Origin of the sequence: Mesorhizobium sp. M0019 (genome assembly GCF_040323975.1) — a bacterium.
Lineage (GTDB): Bacteria > Pseudomonadota > Alphaproteobacteria > Rhizobiales > Rhizobiaceae > Mesorhizobium.
The window spans coordinates 1-17399 of the sequence record NZ_JAMYVK010000042.1 but is presented as its reverse complement, the minus strand read 5'-3'; the positions used below and the strand labels follow the sequence as shown (position 1 = coordinate 17399).

Sequence of the window (17399 nt, the reverse complement as noted above, 5' to 3'; positions counted from 1 at the left end):
AATCTCAACGGGCAATTAAACTGGGACATTCGCCGCTGCGCCGCTCGTTCTTCAGGCAACCACCTGTTCTGCGCGAACCGCCGGTTTCAATATTCCCGTTCGTAGAAAACACCGCCTTTGGCTTCGCCGGCGTCGGTTGCCTCGCCACGCAGCTTGACGCCGCGTCCAACGTCGAGATCGACGGTTGCCTTGCCCGAGCCCGGCCTGTCGCCCTTCTGGATCGTCACATAGGTACGGTCGTTGAGATACTTGCCCGCCGAGACGGCGGTGCCGCCCTCTTCGTCGGTGATCACGTCGAGATCGTCGACGCCGATCGCACTGCGCAGGTTCTGCAGCAGGGAGGTCGAGCCGCCGACGCCGGCTAGTTGTCCGGCAGCCTCGGCAAGCTGCGCGATCTGCAGCGGCGACAGGTTCGACATCGAACGGCCGAAGATCAGCTGCGCCAGCACCTCGTCCTCCGGCAGCACCGGTACCGAGGAGAAGGTGAATTTCGGGTTGTTCGCCTCGCCCGACACCACGATGGTCACGGTGGCGCTAGTCGTCTTCGATTGCGCCGTGAGATTGAGGTAGGGCACCAGAGAGCCGGAAAAGCCGACGGTGCCTTCGGTGAAGGTCAGCCGCTTTGCAAGGATCGTCAGCCGCCCGCGCCGCAAGGTGAAGGTGCCGACCGCCTGGGGTGACGATGCCGGACCGGTCAGCCGCAGCGAACCGCCGAGCTCGGCGTCGACGCCCCTGCCCTGGATGAAGATCTGGCTCGGCGCATTGACCGTGACGTCGAGGTTGAGGCCGCTGCCTCCACCGCCGCTGCTTGCTGCGGCCGGGCGCAACGCCTTGTCCTGTGCACGCACGGCTGCCGGCGCATTCTTGTGCTTGACGTTGAGCTCGGCCAGCGAGCCGGGCAGCCTTTCGGGTACGGTGATGACGGTCTTGGCCAGGTTGACGGTACCGGAAATCACCGGCGCGGAGGTGAGCGGTCCCTTGACGGTCAGGTCGCCGCCGAGATTGGCGGTGACCACCTTGCCGTCGGTATAGCGGCCGTCGACGAGCTTGATCGACAGATCGGCCGGAAAACCTTTTGCCGGATCGATGCCGACGGTGCCGCTGGCCGAAAGGCTGCCGCGTGTCGACAGCGTGCCGGTCAGGCGGTTGATCCTGGCCACGCCATTGCCGATAGCGACATCGGCAGTGATGTCGTTGATCGCAAGCCCCGATCGCGCATCGACCAGACGGGCGCCCGACGTGCGGACCGTGCCTGAGATCACCGGCGACGTCGCCGGGCCGCGCACCTGCACATCGACGTCGGCCGTGCCGCTCAGGGACAGGCCTTGCGCGGCGAGTGTCCTGGTGAGGAAGGCGAACGGCACCTTGCCGGAAAAGTTGAGATCAAGGGTGGGCGCGCCTGATGTCGTCATCGTGCCGCCGCCCTTGAGGCCGAGGCCGGCGGCATCGCTCATGTTGGCGTCGAACGTCAGTCTGTTGCCCGAATACGTACCTGAGGATGAAACGCCCATGCCGCCGAAACCTGCACCACGGGTCTGCGACGTCTGAACGCCTGCGGCGTCGATCTTGAAGGCAACGGCCGGATTGGCCGGCGCGCCCGTCACCTTCACAGTGCCTGAGATGGAACCGGCGGCATCGAGGCCCGGCGAAAAACTGTTGGCTATCGAGATCGGGACGCGGGCCAGCGTCGCGTTGAGGTCGAACGCCTGCCCAGCCTTGCCCGTGACCGTCGCCGTGCCGCCGCCGAGGTTGAGCACCAGCCTGTCGAGGCTGGTCACTCCATTGGCGATGTTGATGGTCGAGGCCTGGGCGATGGCCGCCTTGATGCCGCGGATGGTCGCCTCGCCGGAGGCAAGTTCGACCGTCGTCGTGCCCTTGACCGCCTTGACCCGGCCGGCCGCCCTCAGCGGAATATCCTTGACGGTGGCGCCACCGGAAAAGCCGGTCCATTCGCCGTCGCGCTTGAGATCGACGTTGACGCCCCGAATAGCCGTGCCGCCGGAAGTTACGCTGTCGGCACGGATTTTGCCCGAGATCACCGGTGCCGCCAGATAGTTGGCGATCAGCGCATCGATGCTCACGGCCTTGGCCGAGACATCGCCGCGCGAGATCGAGGCCGTCGTCGCCTTGACGGCGACTTGCGGCACGGTACCCGCCTTGGAGAAGGCGATCGTGCCGCGCACATCGCCATCGGCCTTTTCCAGTGCCAGGGCCGCAAGCGGACCGATATCGGGCAGGTCGAGCGCCACGCTGCCGGCCGGCAGGAAGGCATCGTCGAGCGCCAGGTCGCCGGAGATACGGTTCTTGCCGAGCGACAGCAAAAGTCCATTGATGGCGCGTTTGCCGTCCGATGTCGCCAGCACGGCGCTGCCCTGCAGCGGTTGGCCGCCGACATTTCCGGTGAGTTGCACATTCGCAGCCGGGTTGGCGGCATCAGCCTTGCCGGTGGCAGTGAGCTTCAGACCGGTGATCTCGCGCGCCGCGACCGAAAGCCTGTCGCTATTGACACTCAGCGACAGATCCGACGCGGTGCTGGCGCCTTGCGCATTCAGCGCGAAAGAGATGGCGCCTTTGGCGTCCTTGGATAGCAGCGAGACGTCGCCTAGCGCGCCTTTGACGTCGGCGCTGAGCTTGTTGTCGGCAAGGCTCGCCTGGCCGTCTGCCGTCAGCGAACCGGACGACAGCCTGACGGTATTGGCGGTGACATTGCCATTGGCGTCCCGCTTCAGCGCGGCACTGAATTGCGTTCGCTCGGCGAGCACGCCACGTACCGCCGCCGGCAGTGCCGCCGAGGCGGCGTCCGCCTTGACATTGAGGTCGATGGCGCCGTCGGCCAGCGAGACCCGCCCGTTGAAGCCGCTGTTCAACGCGTCGCTGGTCACCGTGCCGCTATCGATGACGATGGCATCGGCGGCAAGGCTGCCGGCGAGTTTGGCGGTGACCTTGCCGGCGATCAGCGGCGCGACGGTCGGATTGTCGATGCCGAGTTTTTCGGCGGTCACCGAGCCAGAGATCGGCCCGGTCCGGGCTTTCACGTCGAAGCGATCGGAGTGCAGCACAAGCGTGATGCCCTCGATCTTAGCTAGATTGGTGGCGGCCGATGGCAGCGTCGCGGAAATGTCGAGCTTCGGCTGGGCGCCCTGCCCGGCCGCCCTTAGCGATATCGCCTGTAGCTCGAGCTTGATCGGGCTCTCCTTGCTGCCAAGCGACAACGGCAGGCTCGGACCGGTAGAGGCCAGGTCGAGCGAAAAATCGCTGGCACCGTTCGGATTGATGGTGCCGGCTGCCTTGCCGGAGATTTTCTCGCCGGCAAGCGTCGCCTGCTCGATGGCCAGGCCGCTGGCCGACGAGAAACGGCCTGCCGCGTCGAGATCCAGCGGCCCGAGCCCAGCCTGCCGGGTCTGGCTGGTTTCGGCGCCGCTGAGCCGGGCGGTGAAGCGAATATCTGGGGCAGCCGACGATCCGGTGACCTGCGCGGTGCCGCTGAGCGCGCCGACGGCATCGAGACCCGGTGAAAAATCATTGGCAAGCGCTGCCGGCACCGCCGACAAGGTGGCAGCGAGATCAAGCGTCTGGCCGGCCGTACCCGACACGGCAACCGAACCACCGCCGACACCGAGCGCCAATTTCTCTATGCTCACCCTGCCATTGGCGATTGTCAGCGCTGATGGCTGCGCGACAGCTGCCTTGATGCCGCGGATGGTCGCCTCGCCCGAGGCAAGCTCGATGCTGGTGGTGCCGTTCGCAACCCTGACCCGCCCGGAAGCGCTGGCCGGAATGCCGGCGACCGTGGCGCCGCCGCTAAAGCCGGTCCAGTCGCCATCGCGCTTCAGGTCGACATCGATGCCGCTGATCACCGTGGTTCCGGAGGTGATCGTGTCGGCCTTGATCTTGCCGGCGATTGCCGGTGCTTTGAGATAATTGGCGACCAGCGCGTTGACGGCGATTGTCTTCGCCGCCAGTTCGCCGCGCGAAATCACGGCGCTCGTCGCATCGATCGCGACCGTCGGCGCTCCGTTGTCGTTCGCAAAGCGGATAGTGCCGCGCACGTCGCCGGCTACCGACTGGCCTGCGAGTGCGGCCAGCGGAGCAATATCGGCGGCATCGAGGGTCAATGTGCCGAGCGGCAGCAGGTTGTCGTCGAGCCCGAGGTCGCCGGAGACCTTGTTGTCGGCTAACGAGACGGCAAGTCCATTGATGGAGCGCTTGCCGTCGGTTGTGACCAGCGATGCCTTGAGGTCGAGCGGCTGGTCGTCGACCGAGCCGGTCAGCGAGACATCGGCGGCGGGACTGGCGATATCGGCCTTGCCGCTCGCGCTCAGCTTGATCTGCTTCACCGCATGGCCGGACGCCGTCAGGCTGTCGCTGTTGGCCGAAACCGAGAAATCCGGTGCGCTGCGCGCGCCGCTTGCGGTAAGCCCGAAACCGACGGCGCCGCCGACCTTGGCGCCGACCAGCGGCGACAGCACCGACACGTCGCCCAGCGTACCCTTGATATCGGCCCGGATATCGGTGCCTTGCGCACTGGCGGTACCGCTGGCGCTAAGCGTGCCGGAGGTGAGTTGCAATGCGTTGGCAGCGAACGCACCGTCTGGGTCGCGTGTCGCGGTCGCGGAAAACTGCACGCGCTCGCCGAGAACCGAGCTGATTTGCGGCGGCAGCGCCGTCGAAGCCGCGTCGGCATTCATCTTGAGCGTCATCGACAGATCGGCAAGCGCCACTGTGGCTGTTACGGACGCATTGAGCGCGTCGCTGCGTAGCGTGCCTTCGTCGACGACAATCTGTTCCTTGCTGACGGAGCCGGCGAGACCGGCGCTGACCCTGCCCGTTATCAGCGGCGCCAAAGTCGCGACGTCGGTGTTCAGGCCGGCCGCCGTCAGCTTGATGGTGACCGGCCCGCTACGGTTCTGGATGTCGAAACCATCGGAATGCACTTGCCCGATCAGGTCGTCCACCCGCGTGCCGCCCGCCACCACCGAGACCAGCGACGCGCCGATATCCACCATCGGCGCCTTGCCATCGCCGAAAGCGCGGGCCGTGGCATCCTTGATTGCCACGGTTATCGGTTGCGCCTCGCTGCCGAGGCTGAGCACGATCGGCGGCCCCTTTGCGGCGAGCTTCACCGAAAGGTCGCTGGCGCCGTTCGGATCGACAATGCCGGCGGCGGTCGCGTGCAAGGCGCCGCTGTCGATATTGGCGCGCTCGACATCGACGCCGCCGGCCGCGGTCGCCGTGCCGGCGAGGTCGAAGGTGGTCTTGCCGGCAAACAGCGGTTTCAGGGTTTCGGGCAGGAAGCGCTCGAATTCGCCATCGCCGTTGGCCTCGACATAATGACCCTTGTCGGTGAGCTGATGGCGACCGGTAAGCTGGGTGACGATCCGGCCGTCGACAACGAAGGTCCCGATGCCATTCCAGTTGGCGAGCGGTCCGGTGCCGGAAACGACAATGTTGACCGGCGGCGCGCCCGGCAGGTTGAGCAGGTTGGCGATGATGCCGCCGGCCGGCTCGGATGCCTTAAGGTCGAGGTCGAGCTTGTTGTCGGCCGGCGCGAAATGGGCTTTGGCGTCGACCGTGCCTTGCTTGCCGTCGTGGCGAACGATGTTGAGGTTGGTCTCGATCGCCAACGGTGAGGCGTCCGCCTTGAGCGCTCCCTTGGCTGCAAGTTCGGCGACACCGCTGCCGGCCAGAGCCTGCCCGAGCGCGATTTCGGGAAGGTCGAGTTGCCTGACGTCGATGGAAACCGGCAGCGTCGTCGCTCCGCTTTGGCTCGACTGTGTATTGGCCACCGGCAGCCTTGCCAACTCGATACGCTCGGCCCCAATGCGATCGGCGCTGAAGCTCTTCGACAGGAGTGCCAGCGGCGACCAATCGACGGCCACGTTGCGCGCCACCATCCAGGCGCCTTCGCGATCCTCCAGAACGACATGATCGACCCTCAGCGCGCCCGACCAGATGCCGTCGATGCCGACGACAGTGACCTTGCGGTCGCCGGTCGAGGCCATGGTCGAGATGATGCCGGCAAGGTTTTCGCGGCCGCGCTCGGTTTTGGTCAGCACGACGACCGCCCCCACCGCCGCTGCCACGACGATGAGCAGCGTGTAGAAAAGAATACGGAGGATGCGCCTGAATATTGCCATCAGAATGCCTGGCCGATGCCGGCATAAATGCCGAAATGAGGATCGTCAGGACCGCGGTTGAGAGGCACCGCCGCGTCGACGCGCAGCGGCCCGAACGCCGTCAGATAGCGCAAGCCTACACCCGCGCCGACCTTCATGTCCGAAAAATCGGGGACCTGCCTGGTCGACACCGTGCCGGCATCGACGAACGGCACGACGCCGATCTTGTCGGTGACGGCGATGCGCATCTCGACCGAGGTCTCGAAGAAGGAAAGCCCGCCGATCGGCTCTCCATTGCTGTCCTTCGGGCCGATGCCTTGATAGGCATAGCCGCGCACCGAACCGCCGCCGCCTGAGTAGAAGCGTCGATCTGCCGGAACATCTTGAAGACTGGCGCCGATGATAGAGCCGATGGCGACACGTTCGGCGAAAACGAATTTCGAGGCCGAATCGAGCGACTGGTAGGCCGACCCCTCGCCCTTCAGCTTGACAAACGCAGCCCCGCTAAAAATGTCGTAGCTCGGCTCGCCATAGGCCAGCACCCTGAAGCCCCGGGTCGGATTGAGCTTGCTGTCGCGATTGTCGTAGACATATTGCAGTGGAATGCTGGCGATCAGATAGGTGTGCTTGCCGAAAGCGTCGTGGATCCTCGAATAATCCAGCGCGACTTGCGCGGAAACCGTCTGCTTCTTGTCGAGTTCGTAGGACAGGCCGGTGCTGCCCTTGACCGAGAAATGGTCGTAGGCGTCGGGGTGCTCCAGCACGGTATTGACGCTGGCAATGAATTTCGACGCCGGCCCGATCACGCCCGGCTTTTCGAACATGACGCCGGCATTGTAATTGAGCTGGGTCAAGTCGTTGCTGCCGATGCCGCTGATCTTGCCGTCGATGCGCAGCTTTTCGGCGCGGCCAAACAGATTGCGATGCCCCCAATAGCCTTCGAGGCCCAGCCCTTCGGTGTTTGAGAAGCTGCCGCCAATGCCGAAATAGCGCGGCTTGCGTTCGCTTACCTGGACACCGATCGGGATGTTGCCCTCGGCGTCGAGGGCGTCGGCTTCCTTCACCGTCACGCTGTTGAAGACCTCGAGCCCGAGCAGCCGGTCGCGCGCACCGTCGATCTCATCGGGCGAATATTGGCGGCCGCGCTTAAGGCCGGTCATATATTCGGTGAAGTCGCGGTCGACCTTTTCCGTGCCCTCGACAGTGGTGTCGCCATAGCCGGCGACCGGGCCGGCCGCGACGGCAAGCGTCACGTCGAGCGTCGAACCGGCGTGCTCGGCGACGATCTCGCGGCCCGTCACCTTGGCCAGCGGCCTGCCTTCTTGCTTGAGTGCCCGCACGATCGCCGCCTCGGCCTTGAGCACGGCGCCCGAACTGGCGTCACCGCCGGCGATCAGGCCGAAATCGGCACTTGCCAGCCCCGCCGCATCGCCTTCCAGTCTGATGTTGCCAAGCGTGAATTTCGGCCCGGCTGCTATGCGTATCACCACCGGTATCGGCTGCGGACCCGAAAACTCGGCATCGGGCGGCAGATCGTCGAGCGGCTTGCCCTGAATAGTGATGGTGACGACACCCTCGTAGCGGGCGTCAGTGTAGAGTGCGGCAACAAGTTGCTCACGGTCACTGCGCGCCTTGGCCAGCAGGCCGAGAGAACCGGATACCGGGTGTTCCTCGTCGGCCTTCAGCGCCGAGGCGTTTTCGAGCTTCTCGGCGAGGTCCTTGTCGGCGTCCGGCGCCTCGATCGTCACCGTATAGCGCAGCGGGTCGACGATATCGGCATCTTCGTCTTTGGATCCCCACAGCTTGATGCCGAAAATCTCGAAGGCTGCCGCACTTCCGGTTTCGGCAACAAGTGCCGTAGAGCACAACAATGCGAAAAGCAGGGCGCGCGAAAGCGCGCGCCCTGGCGCGGTTCCTCCCGACATCTGCCTTTCATACGCCGGCATTACGCTCCTAGCCTAGCTCGCAAACCTAAAATTGGAATGAAGTTCTGAAGCACTCGTAAAGGGGCCACAATCCAATTGCTGAAATAGACAGGGCTTGGAACTCACACCTTCTGCGTCGCCGCAAGAAAGCGTGATCCCCTGTCCTATGGAGCTATTACCGGTCACCGGCCGGAAAGCAAACCGTTGGCAGGCGGATCCTGCCGCGTCCCGATGTTGACAAGCGCGACTGAAGCTTGAAGATTTCTGGACGTAAGCACTTGTCTGGAGGGGTTTATGGCAATGCGCGCGGCTCGTGGTCTATCGATTCTTTTCCTTCTCTTTTTTGCCTGGAGCGGTGTCGCGCAAGCGGCCGAAGCCCGGCGGGTGGTGACATCGGACAATTCCGACTATTTCGGTTTCGATCTCAGATCCGACCAGAATGTCAGCCTCGACCAGTGCAAGACCACCTGCCTCGGCGACCCGGCCTGCCGCGCCTTCACCTACAACCTCAAGGCCAAATGGTGCTTCCTTAAATCCGATTACAATTCGCTGAAACCCTTCGGCGGCGCCGTCGCCGGCAAGATCGTCAACATCGATGGCGATCCCGACATCGGCGCGCCACCCGAACTCGCCTTCTTCCCCAACTGGATGGCCGACCAGGCCCAGCAATACCGCAACAAGCTCACTGGCCCGACCTACACCAAGCCGACAGAAGGGCTGACGGCGCTGAGGGCCGCCGCCGAACAGTCGGCGCTGACGGGCGATCATCGCTCGGCCATGCACAAATACGAAGCGGCGGTTTCGGTGTTGCCTTATGATGGCCAGCTCTGGCTCGAGTTGGCGCGCGAAACGCTTGCCGTCCATCCGACCGCCAACAGCTCGGAGCCGTCGACCCTACCGGCGAACGCCACTTCCGCCGCCTTCAACGCCTACAAATTGCTGCGCACCACCAAGACGCGCGCCGACGTGCTGGCGCTGCTCGGGGACGGCCTTGATCGCCGCGATCTCTACAGGCCGGCCCTGCAGGCCTACGAGGCGAGCCTCGCTCTCGTCAATTCGCCGGCAGTCAGGGCCGCCTATCAGGATCTCAAGGCCCGCAAGGGCTTCCGCGTCATCGATCATACCGTCGATGCCGACACCAGCGCGCCACGCATCTGCGCGCAGTTCTCCGAGGAACTGGTCAAGACCGGCGTCGACTACTCGCAGTTCGTTACTGTCGACAACGCCGCTCCCAAGGGCGTCGAAGCCAAGGACAAGCAGATCTGCGTCGAAGGACTCGAGCACGGCCAACATTATGACGTGACCTTCCGCGCCGGCTTGCCGGCCGCCATTGGCGAAGTCACCGCGGCACCGGTGGTTCTGTCGATCTACGTGCAGGACCGCGCGCCTTCGGCCCGCTTCACCGGCGACAGCTTCGTGCTGCCCGCAGGCGCACGCCGCGGCATACCGGTCGTCACCGTCAACATGAATGCCGCCGAAATGAAGCTCTTCCGCATCGGCGACCGCTCGCTGGCCCAGCTTCTGTCGGGATATCAGTTCCTGCGCCAGCTTGACGGCTACGACATTTCGAACATCTCCGAACAGATGGGCGAGCCGGTCTGGCAAGGCCAGCTCGACATCGCCAACGACCTCAACAAGGAAGTCACCACCTCCTTCCCAATCGACGAGGCTTTGCCGAAGCGCAAGCCCGGCGTCTATGTGCTGACCGCACAAGCCGTCAACGATCGCAGCGACGACTATGATTCGCACGCCACGCAATGGTTCGTCGTCTCCGATATCGGCCTGTCGACCTATACCGGACAGGATGGGCTGAACGTCTTTGCCCGTTCGCTCGCAACCGCCAAGCCGATCGCCGGCGCCGAGCTGACGCTGCTGGCCAGGAACAATGAAATCCTCGGCACCGCGACCACCGACGCGGAAGGGCGGGCGGTGTTCAATCCCGGCCTGACGCGCGGCGACAGCGGCATGGCCCCGGCCGTGCTGATGGCCAAACAGGGCGACGACGATTTCGTCTTCCTCGATATGGGCCGCGCCGGCTTCGACCTGTCCGACCGTGGCGTCGCCGGGCGGCCGGCACCTGGCGCGCTCGACGTCTATGCCTGGACCGAGCGCGGCATCTACCGCGCCGGCGAAGATGTCCATGTCGCGGCTCTTGCCCGCGACAGTGCCGCCAAGGCGGTCGAGAACTTGCCGCTGACCTTCATCTTCTCGCGGCCCGACGGCGTCGAGGACCGCCGCATCGTCAGCGACGGCAGGTCGGCCGGCGGTCACGCGGTCGACCTGCCGCTGGAACCCAACGCCATGCGCGGCACCTGGACGGTGGCGATCCATACCGATCCCAAGCAGGCGGCGGTCGCCAGCCAGATGTTCCTGGTCGAGGACTTCGTACCGGACCGCATCGAGTTCGACCTGTCCTCCGACAAGCAGGAGATCGCCCAGGGCGAGACCGCCAACATTACCGTCGACGGCCGCTTTCTCTACGGCGCGCCGGCCGCGGGCCTCGCGCTCGAAAGCGAATTGACGCTGTCGACCGCCCGCGACTGGGACCGCTTCAAAGGCTATTCCTTCGGTCTGGCCGACGAACAGTCGGCGGAACCGACGGTGACGCCCTTCACCGGCCTGCCGGTGGTCAGCGAGGACGGCAAGGCGACCTTCCCGGTCTCCGTCGATCAATTGCCATCCACCACCAAGCTGGTCGATGCAAAGGTCACTGTCAGGATGCGTGAAACCGGCGGCCGTGCGGTCGAGCGCTCGCTGAATATCGGCATCCGCCCGCAGGGCCACATGATCGGCATCCGCCCGGATTTCGACGACGACGAGGTGCCGCAAGGCGGCACGGCCAAGTTCAGCCTGATCGCTGTCGACCCAGACGGCAAGCGTGAGGCGCTGAAGGGCGCGCAGTGGTCTCTGGTCAAGGTCGAGCGTAGCTACCAGTGGTACCGCTCGAGCAACTCCTGGAACTATGAGCCGGTCACCTTCACCAAGGCGGTGGCCAACGGCCAGGTGGACCTGAGCGCCGATGGCGAGGCGACGGTGTCGCTGCCGGTCGACTGGGGCCGCTACCGGCTCGAGATCGAGACAGCGGATCCGGAAGGCCCGGCCACCAGCTACGAGTTCGACGCCGGCTGGTATGTCAGTTCCACCACCACCGAAACGCCCGACGGCCTCGAGATCGCCCTCGACAAGGATACCTATGCGGCGGGTGAAGTGGCCAAGCTCAAAGTGTCGCCGCACTTTGCCGGCGAGCTGCTCGTCACCATCGGCGCCGACAAGCTCCTGAAGACCGTCACCGCCAGCGTGCCGGCCGGCGGCAGCACCGTCGACATCCCGGTCGGCGACGACTGGGGTGCCGGCGCCTACGTCACGGCAACGCTGTTCAGGCCGGGCGATGCGCAAGAGACACGTATGCCGGCGCGCGCCATCGGCGTCAAATGGCTGAAGCTCGATCCCGGCTCGCAGAAGCTTGCCGTCAGCTTGGCGCCGCCGGACAAGACCATGCCGCGCCAGCAGCTGTCGATCCCCGTGGCCGTAGCCGGCGTGCAGCCCGGCACCAACGCCTATGTCATGGTCGCGGCCGTCGACGTCGGCATCCTCAACCTGACCAGCTACAAGGTACCGGATCCGGAGAACTGGTTCTTTGGCCAGCGCATGCTCGGTCTCGAGGTTCGCGACATCTATGGCCGGCTGATCGACGGCTCGCTGGGCACAACCGGTAAGCTGCGCACCGGCGGCGACGGCGCCAACATGCAATCGCAAGGCAGTCCGCCGACCGAAAAGCTGGTCGCCTTCTTCTCCGGCCCGGTCCAGCTCGACTCCGACGGCAAGGCGCGGATCGACTTCGACATACCGCAGTTCAACGGCACCGTGCGCGTCATGGCCGTCGCCTGGACAAAGGAAGCAGTCGGCCATGCCCAGTCCGACGTCATCGTTCGCGATCCGGTGGTGATCACCGCCGGCCTGCCGCGATTCCTGGCGCCCGGCGATTCCGCCGTCATGCGGCTCGACGTCGCCGACACCGACGGCCCTGCTGGCGACTACAAGCTGACCATCGACACGACGGGCGACCTGTCTACCGGCAGTGCCGCCTTGCCTGAAAAGCTGACGCTGGCCAAAGGCAAGCGGCAGACGCTGACCGTGCCGTTGATTGCGCAGACCGCGGGCAACGCCTCGATCACCATCAAGCTTGCGCATGCCGACGGCACCGCCGTCGAGCAGACGCTCTATGTGCCGGTGCGCCCAGCGCAACTGCCGGTGACCATCCGCATGGTCGTCGACCTCAAGGGCAATGGCGGCGCGCTGCGTGTCGACAAGGAACTGCTGGCGGCAAGCCTGCTCGATGGCGCTTCGGTCAGCGTCGGCGTTTCGCAGGCGGCTGCCTTCGATGTACCGTCGCTGCTGATGACGCTCGACCGCTATCCCTATGGTTGCGCCGAACAGACCACCAGCCGCGCCATGCCGCTTCTCTACGTCAACGAGATGGCTTCCGTCATCGGCATGGCCAGCGACCCCGATCTGCATGGCCGCGTCCAGGACGCTATCTACAAGGTGCTGAGCTATCAGGCCTCGGCCGGCAGCTTCGGCCTGTGGGGTCCGGGTTCCGGCGATCTGTGGCTCGACGCCTATGTCACCGATTTCCTCACCCGGGCGCGCGAGCAGAAGTACGACGTACCGGCCCTGGCGATGAACCAGGCGCTGAGCAATCTGCAGAACGCGATCGGCTACGATCAGGACGTCCAGGATCGCGGCAGCGAGATCGCCTATGCGCTCTATGTGCTTGCCCGCAACAAAAAGGCCTCGGTCGGCGATCTGCGTTATTATGCCGACACCCAGCTCGAAGCCTTTACCAGCCCGATGGCCGTCGCCCAATTGGCGGCGTCTCTCGCGCTCTACGGTGACACCCAGCGCTCGGAGGCAACCTTCCAGGCCGCGCTGCAACTGGCCAAGTCGACGCCCGAATATGACTATTACCGGTCCGACTATGGCTCGCCACTGCGCGACGGCGCGGCGATCCTGGCGCTTGCCGCGGAAAGCAAGCCGGTGCCGACCATCGTGCCGGCGCTGATCCAACTAGTGACCAGGGAACGCGCCGACGCCAGGTGGACCAGCACACAGGACGAGTCCTGGATGCTGCTGGCGGCCCGCGCGCTGAAGGCCGGCAATGATTCGATCGCGCTGACCGTCAACGGCGCACCGCATGCCGGCGGCTATTCGGACCAGATCGCCGGTGGCGACCTGGCCGACAGTCCGCTGACCATCGTCAACACCGGCAGAAATCCGCTGCAGGCGGTCGTCACCACCGTGGCTTCGCCGATCCAGCCTCTGCCGGCCGGCGGCAACGGCTTTACCATCAGCCGTACCTACTACAAGCTAGACGGCACAGAGGCCAACGTGACGGAGGTCAAGCAGAACGAACGCTATGTCGTCGTGCTCAAGGTTTACGAGCAGAACACCTGGCCTTCGCGACTGCTGATCACCGACCTGTTGCCGGCCGGCTTCGAGATCGACAATCCGGGCCTGGTCTCCAGCGCCCAATTGACGAACTTCTCCTGGCTGGCGCAGACCGATGCCGCCCATCTCGAATTCCGCGACGACCGTTTCGTCGCGGCATTCAATCCCAACGACGGCGACGGCGACCGCAACATCACACTCGCCTACGTCGTGCGCGCGGTGACGCCGGGCACCTACGCCCACCCGGCGGCAACGATCGAGGACATGTACCGGCCGCAATATTCGGCCCGCACCGCCACCGGCATGATGGAGGTCAAGGCGCCGTAAGGCAAAAAATGGCGGATAGGAATATGGCGATGGCGCTGCCCCTCATTGCCCTGCCGGGCATTTCTCCCCGTATAGAGACGGGGAGAAAGAGCCATGCGCCGAAGTTTTCGCCGAACTTTAACGTCGCAGAAAAGGCGCCAAGGTTCGCGACAGCCCCCTTCTCCCCGTCACTAAACGGGGAGAAGGTGCCGGCAGGCGGATGAGGGGCGGCGCCATGCTCTCCAGAAAATTCCTGCGCCGAGCGGCCATCACGGGCATCTCCTTGGCCGGTCTCGCTGCAATCACCGCCGCCGCCCTCTGGCAGCTCGACCGCGCTTTTCCGCCGCCGCTGCCGGCTGCTTTGACGGTCTCGACCGAGGTGCAGGACCGAGACGGCCAGCTGCTGCGCGCCTTCGCTACGCCGGATGGCTACTGGCGGCTCGCCACCAGCCTGGACCAGGTCGACAAGCAGTTCGTCGACATGCTGGTCACCTATGAGGACAAGCGTTTCTGGGATCATCAAGGCGTCGACGTGCTGGCACTGGCGCGTGCCGCCGGCCAGTTCGCGACCAGCGGCCATATCGTCTCCGGTGGTTCGACGCTGCCGATGCAACTCGCCCGGCTGATCGAACCGCGCGACAGCCGCAGCCTCGGCTCGAAGATCAAGCAGATGCTGCGCGCCCTCCAGATCGAACGGCGGCTTTCCAAGCGCGAGATCCTCGAACGCTATCTGACGCTGGCGCCCTATGGCGGCAATCTCGAAGGTGTGCGCGCCGCTTCGCTTGCCTATTTCGGCAAGGAGCCGAAACGGCTGACGGTCTCGGAGGCGGCCCTGCTCGTCGCTTTGCCGCAATTGCCGGAAAAGCGGCGCCCTGACCGCAACCTCGACGTCGCCCAGGCCGCCCGCGACCGCGTGCTGACCCGCATGGTCTCGGCAGGCCTGCTCGGCGAACGTGAGGCCGCGCGTGCCGCGCTCGACGATGTGTCGGGGCTGCGGCGCACCTTGCCGGCGCTCGCTGCCCATGCGGCCTATACAATGCTGTCCAAGGCTGTTCCCGGCCAGAAGCTGCAACTGACGATCCGCAAGAGTGTCCAGGAAGGGCTGGAGCAGGTGGCCAAGGATGCGGCCGCCAGGCTCGGCCCTCGCCTCTCGGTGGCCATGGTACTGGCCGATGCCCGTACCGGCGATATTCTTGGTGAGGTCGGCTCTGCCGATTTCTTCGATGCCAGCCGTTCGGGCTGGATCGACATGACCAAAGTCGTTCGTTCGCCTGGCTCGACGCTGAAGCCGTTCATCTACGGCCTCGCCTTCGAACAAGGCCTGGTGGCGCAGGAGATGCTGATCGAGGACAGCCCAGCCGATTTCTCCGGGTATCGGCCGAAGAACTTCGACATGGGCTATCAGGGCGATGTCAGCATCAGGCAGGCGCTGCAATTGTCGCTCAACGTGCCGGCGATCCGCGTGCTCGACGCGGTCGGCCCGGCCCGGCTGATGGCACGCTTTCGCCAGGCCGATGTGACCCCTATCCTGCCCGTCAACGAAGCGCCCGGCCTGGCGATCGGCCTCGGCGGCGTCGGGGTGACCCTGCGCGACCTGGTCCAACTCTATGCCGGCCTTGCCAATGGCGGCAAGGCACACACGCTGCATGACGGCACCGAGCCGGCGAATGCCGAACGCTCGACCACCACCATCCTCGACGGGCAGGCGACCTGGCAGATCACCGACATCCTGTCAGGCGTCAAGCCTCCCCAGGGTGCCGCCCAACGCGGCATCGCCTACAAGACCGGCACCTCCTACGGCTATCGCGACGCCTGGTCGGTCGGCTTCGACGGCCGCTACGTGCTCGGCGTCTGGGTCGGCCGCCCCGACGCCGGCGCGGTTCCCGGCCTGTCCGGCTATGTCTCGGCTGCGCCCATCCTGTTCGAAGGTTTTGTCCGTTCCAGCCTGGCCGCCGTACCGCTGCCGAGCCAGCCGTCCGGCGTCCGGCGGCCGAAGCGCGAGGCGCTGCCGGTGACGCTGACGCGCTTCGGCGCCGGCGCCGATGGGCTGGTACAGGCGACGCCGACCGAACCTGCGCCAACCATCATCTTTCCGCCCGACGGCGCTCGCGTCGATCTCGGCACTTCCTCGGCCGACGTCTCGCCGCTGGTGCTCAAGCTGCAAGGCGGCCGCGCACCGTTCCGCTGGCTGGCCAACGGCAAGCCGTTGGTCGGCATCGACCGGCGGCGCACCGCGACCTGGCAGCCGGACGGCGCCGGCTATTCGACCCTAACCGTGATCGACGCGGCGGGACGCGCGGCCAGTGTGAAGGTTTTCGTCGAGTGAAAGTTTCCCTTGAATAATTTCCGGCAGGTGATTCAGGGGATTGGGTTTTACGTCTTGCTTTCGGCCGCCGGTATTTCCTCGGCGTCTGCTGACGCGCTGCCCGCCAGCTTTGTTCGACTGGCCGATATCGACCCTAGTATCCGGCAGGATATCCGCTATGCCGGCCTCGAAAATTTCCTGCATCGCAAGGTAAGCGGCTACGATGCGCCGATATGCGTCCTCACCAGGCAAGCGGCACAAGCGCTTTCAGCAGTGCAGAAAGCGATTGCCGCCGAAGGACTGACGCTGGTCGTGTTCGACTGCTATCGCCCTGCGCGGGCTGTCTCCGACATGGGTGACTGGACAAAAACGAGTGGACCACCGGACCCGCAATGGTACCCAAAGGTCAAGCGCAAGGATCTCATCGCCAAGGGCTATATCGGCGAACTGTCCACCCATTCGCGCGGATCGACGGTCGATGTCGCGATCGCGCGAGCCGACCGCAAGAGCGCTCCGAAACCGGCCTGCGGCGCGACCGATGCCGATACGCTCGATTTCGGCACGGGTTTCGACTGTTTCGATCCAGCGAGCGAAACGGCTCACCGACCGATAGCCAGTGAAGCGGCGGTTAACCGCAAAAAACTTGTCGAGGCGATGCGCGCCGGCGGCTTCAGGAATTATGCACGCGAATGGTGGCACTTCACGCTGGAAAACGAGCCGTTTCCAAGAGAGCGCTTCAACTTTCCCGTTACTGCCGAATAATCCGCCGAAACCTCGTTCGGGCGCGATGCAGGCCATTGCCGAAGAGCTAGCTGTTTCTAGATAATCGCGTCGGGAGCGCGATCCTGGCCCCTTGTCGGGAAAATAGTTCCTCATATCGCCGAAAGTGGGCGAAAAATTGCTTCAATAGGCCAAAAAAGGCAACATTGAATGCATCTAAATTCTATCAATTCGGTAGATTTGGCGCGAGTTCAACGGAGGCGGAAATGACCAAACCTCATTTCAGGAAACTGCTCGGCGCACTGGTCGCCACATCTGTCCAGTTTGGCACGCTCGGTTTCGCGTTTGCCGACACCACAATTCTCAACGTGTCCTATGACCCGACGCGTGAGCTCTACAAGCAATTCGATGAGGCTTTCACCGCCCACTGGAAGTCCGAGACCGGCGAGACCGTCACCGTCCAGCAGTCGCATGGCGGATCGGGCGCTCAGGCCCGCGCCGTGATCGACGGCCTCGACGCCGACGTGGTGACGCTGGGGCTGCAAGGCGACGTCGACGCGATTGTCTCGAAAACGAAGA

Annotated in this window: 6 protein-coding genes; 4 read left to right on the top strand and 2 right to left on the bottom strand. The window is 64.8% G+C overall.

Going from position 1 to position 17399, the window contains the following annotated elements; genetic code table 11:
* Window positions 1-86: 86 nt before the first annotated feature.
* Together NKK47_RS25575 and NKK47_RS25570 are read right to left on the bottom strand one after the other, a co-directional pair.
* Complete coding sequence (locus NKK47_RS25575) at window positions 87-6137, bottom strand: translocation/assembly module TamB domain-containing protein (protein ID WP_352578707.1); 6051 nt, start codon at window positions 6135-6137, stop codon at window positions 87-89.
* The gene (locus tag NKK47_RS25570; protein ID WP_352578706.1) at window positions 6137-8062 is read right to left on the bottom strand and encodes an autotransporter assembly complex protein TamA; all 1926 of its coding nucleotides are present in this window, start codon (window positions 8060-8062) and stop codon (window positions 6137-6139) included. Before NKK47_RS25570 ends, NKK47_RS25575 begins: the two co-directional genes overlap by 1 nt.
* Window positions 8063-8335: 273 nt before the next feature.
* Here NKK47_RS25570 and NKK47_RS25565 point away from each other — a divergent pair, with 273 nt between their 5' ends.
* From NKK47_RS25565 to NKK47_RS25550, 4 genes are all read left to right on the top strand, one after another.
* Window positions 8336-13816, top strand: coding sequence for an alpha-2-macroglobulin family protein (locus tag NKK47_RS25565; RefSeq protein WP_352578705.1), 5481 nt, complete (start codon window positions 8336-8338; stop codon window positions 13814-13816).
* A gap of 214 nt (window positions 13817-14030) precedes the next feature.
* Window positions 14031-16121 (top strand): penicillin-binding protein 1C, encoded by a 2091-nt coding sequence (gene pbpC / locus NKK47_RS25560; protein ID WP_352578704.1) that lies wholly within the window; start codon window positions 14031-14033, stop codon window positions 16119-16121.
* Window positions 16122-16175: 54 nt separating this feature from the next.
* Window positions 16176-16862 (top strand): M15 family metallopeptidase, encoded by a 687-nt coding sequence (locus tag NKK47_RS25555; RefSeq protein ID WP_352456235.1) that lies wholly within the window; start codon window positions 16176-16178, stop codon window positions 16860-16862.
* Window positions 16863-17086: 224 nt separating this feature from the next.
* A partial coding sequence (locus NKK47_RS25550) for a substrate-binding domain-containing protein (protein ID WP_352578703.1) occupies window positions 17087-17399 on the top strand: 313 nt, incomplete at its 3' end.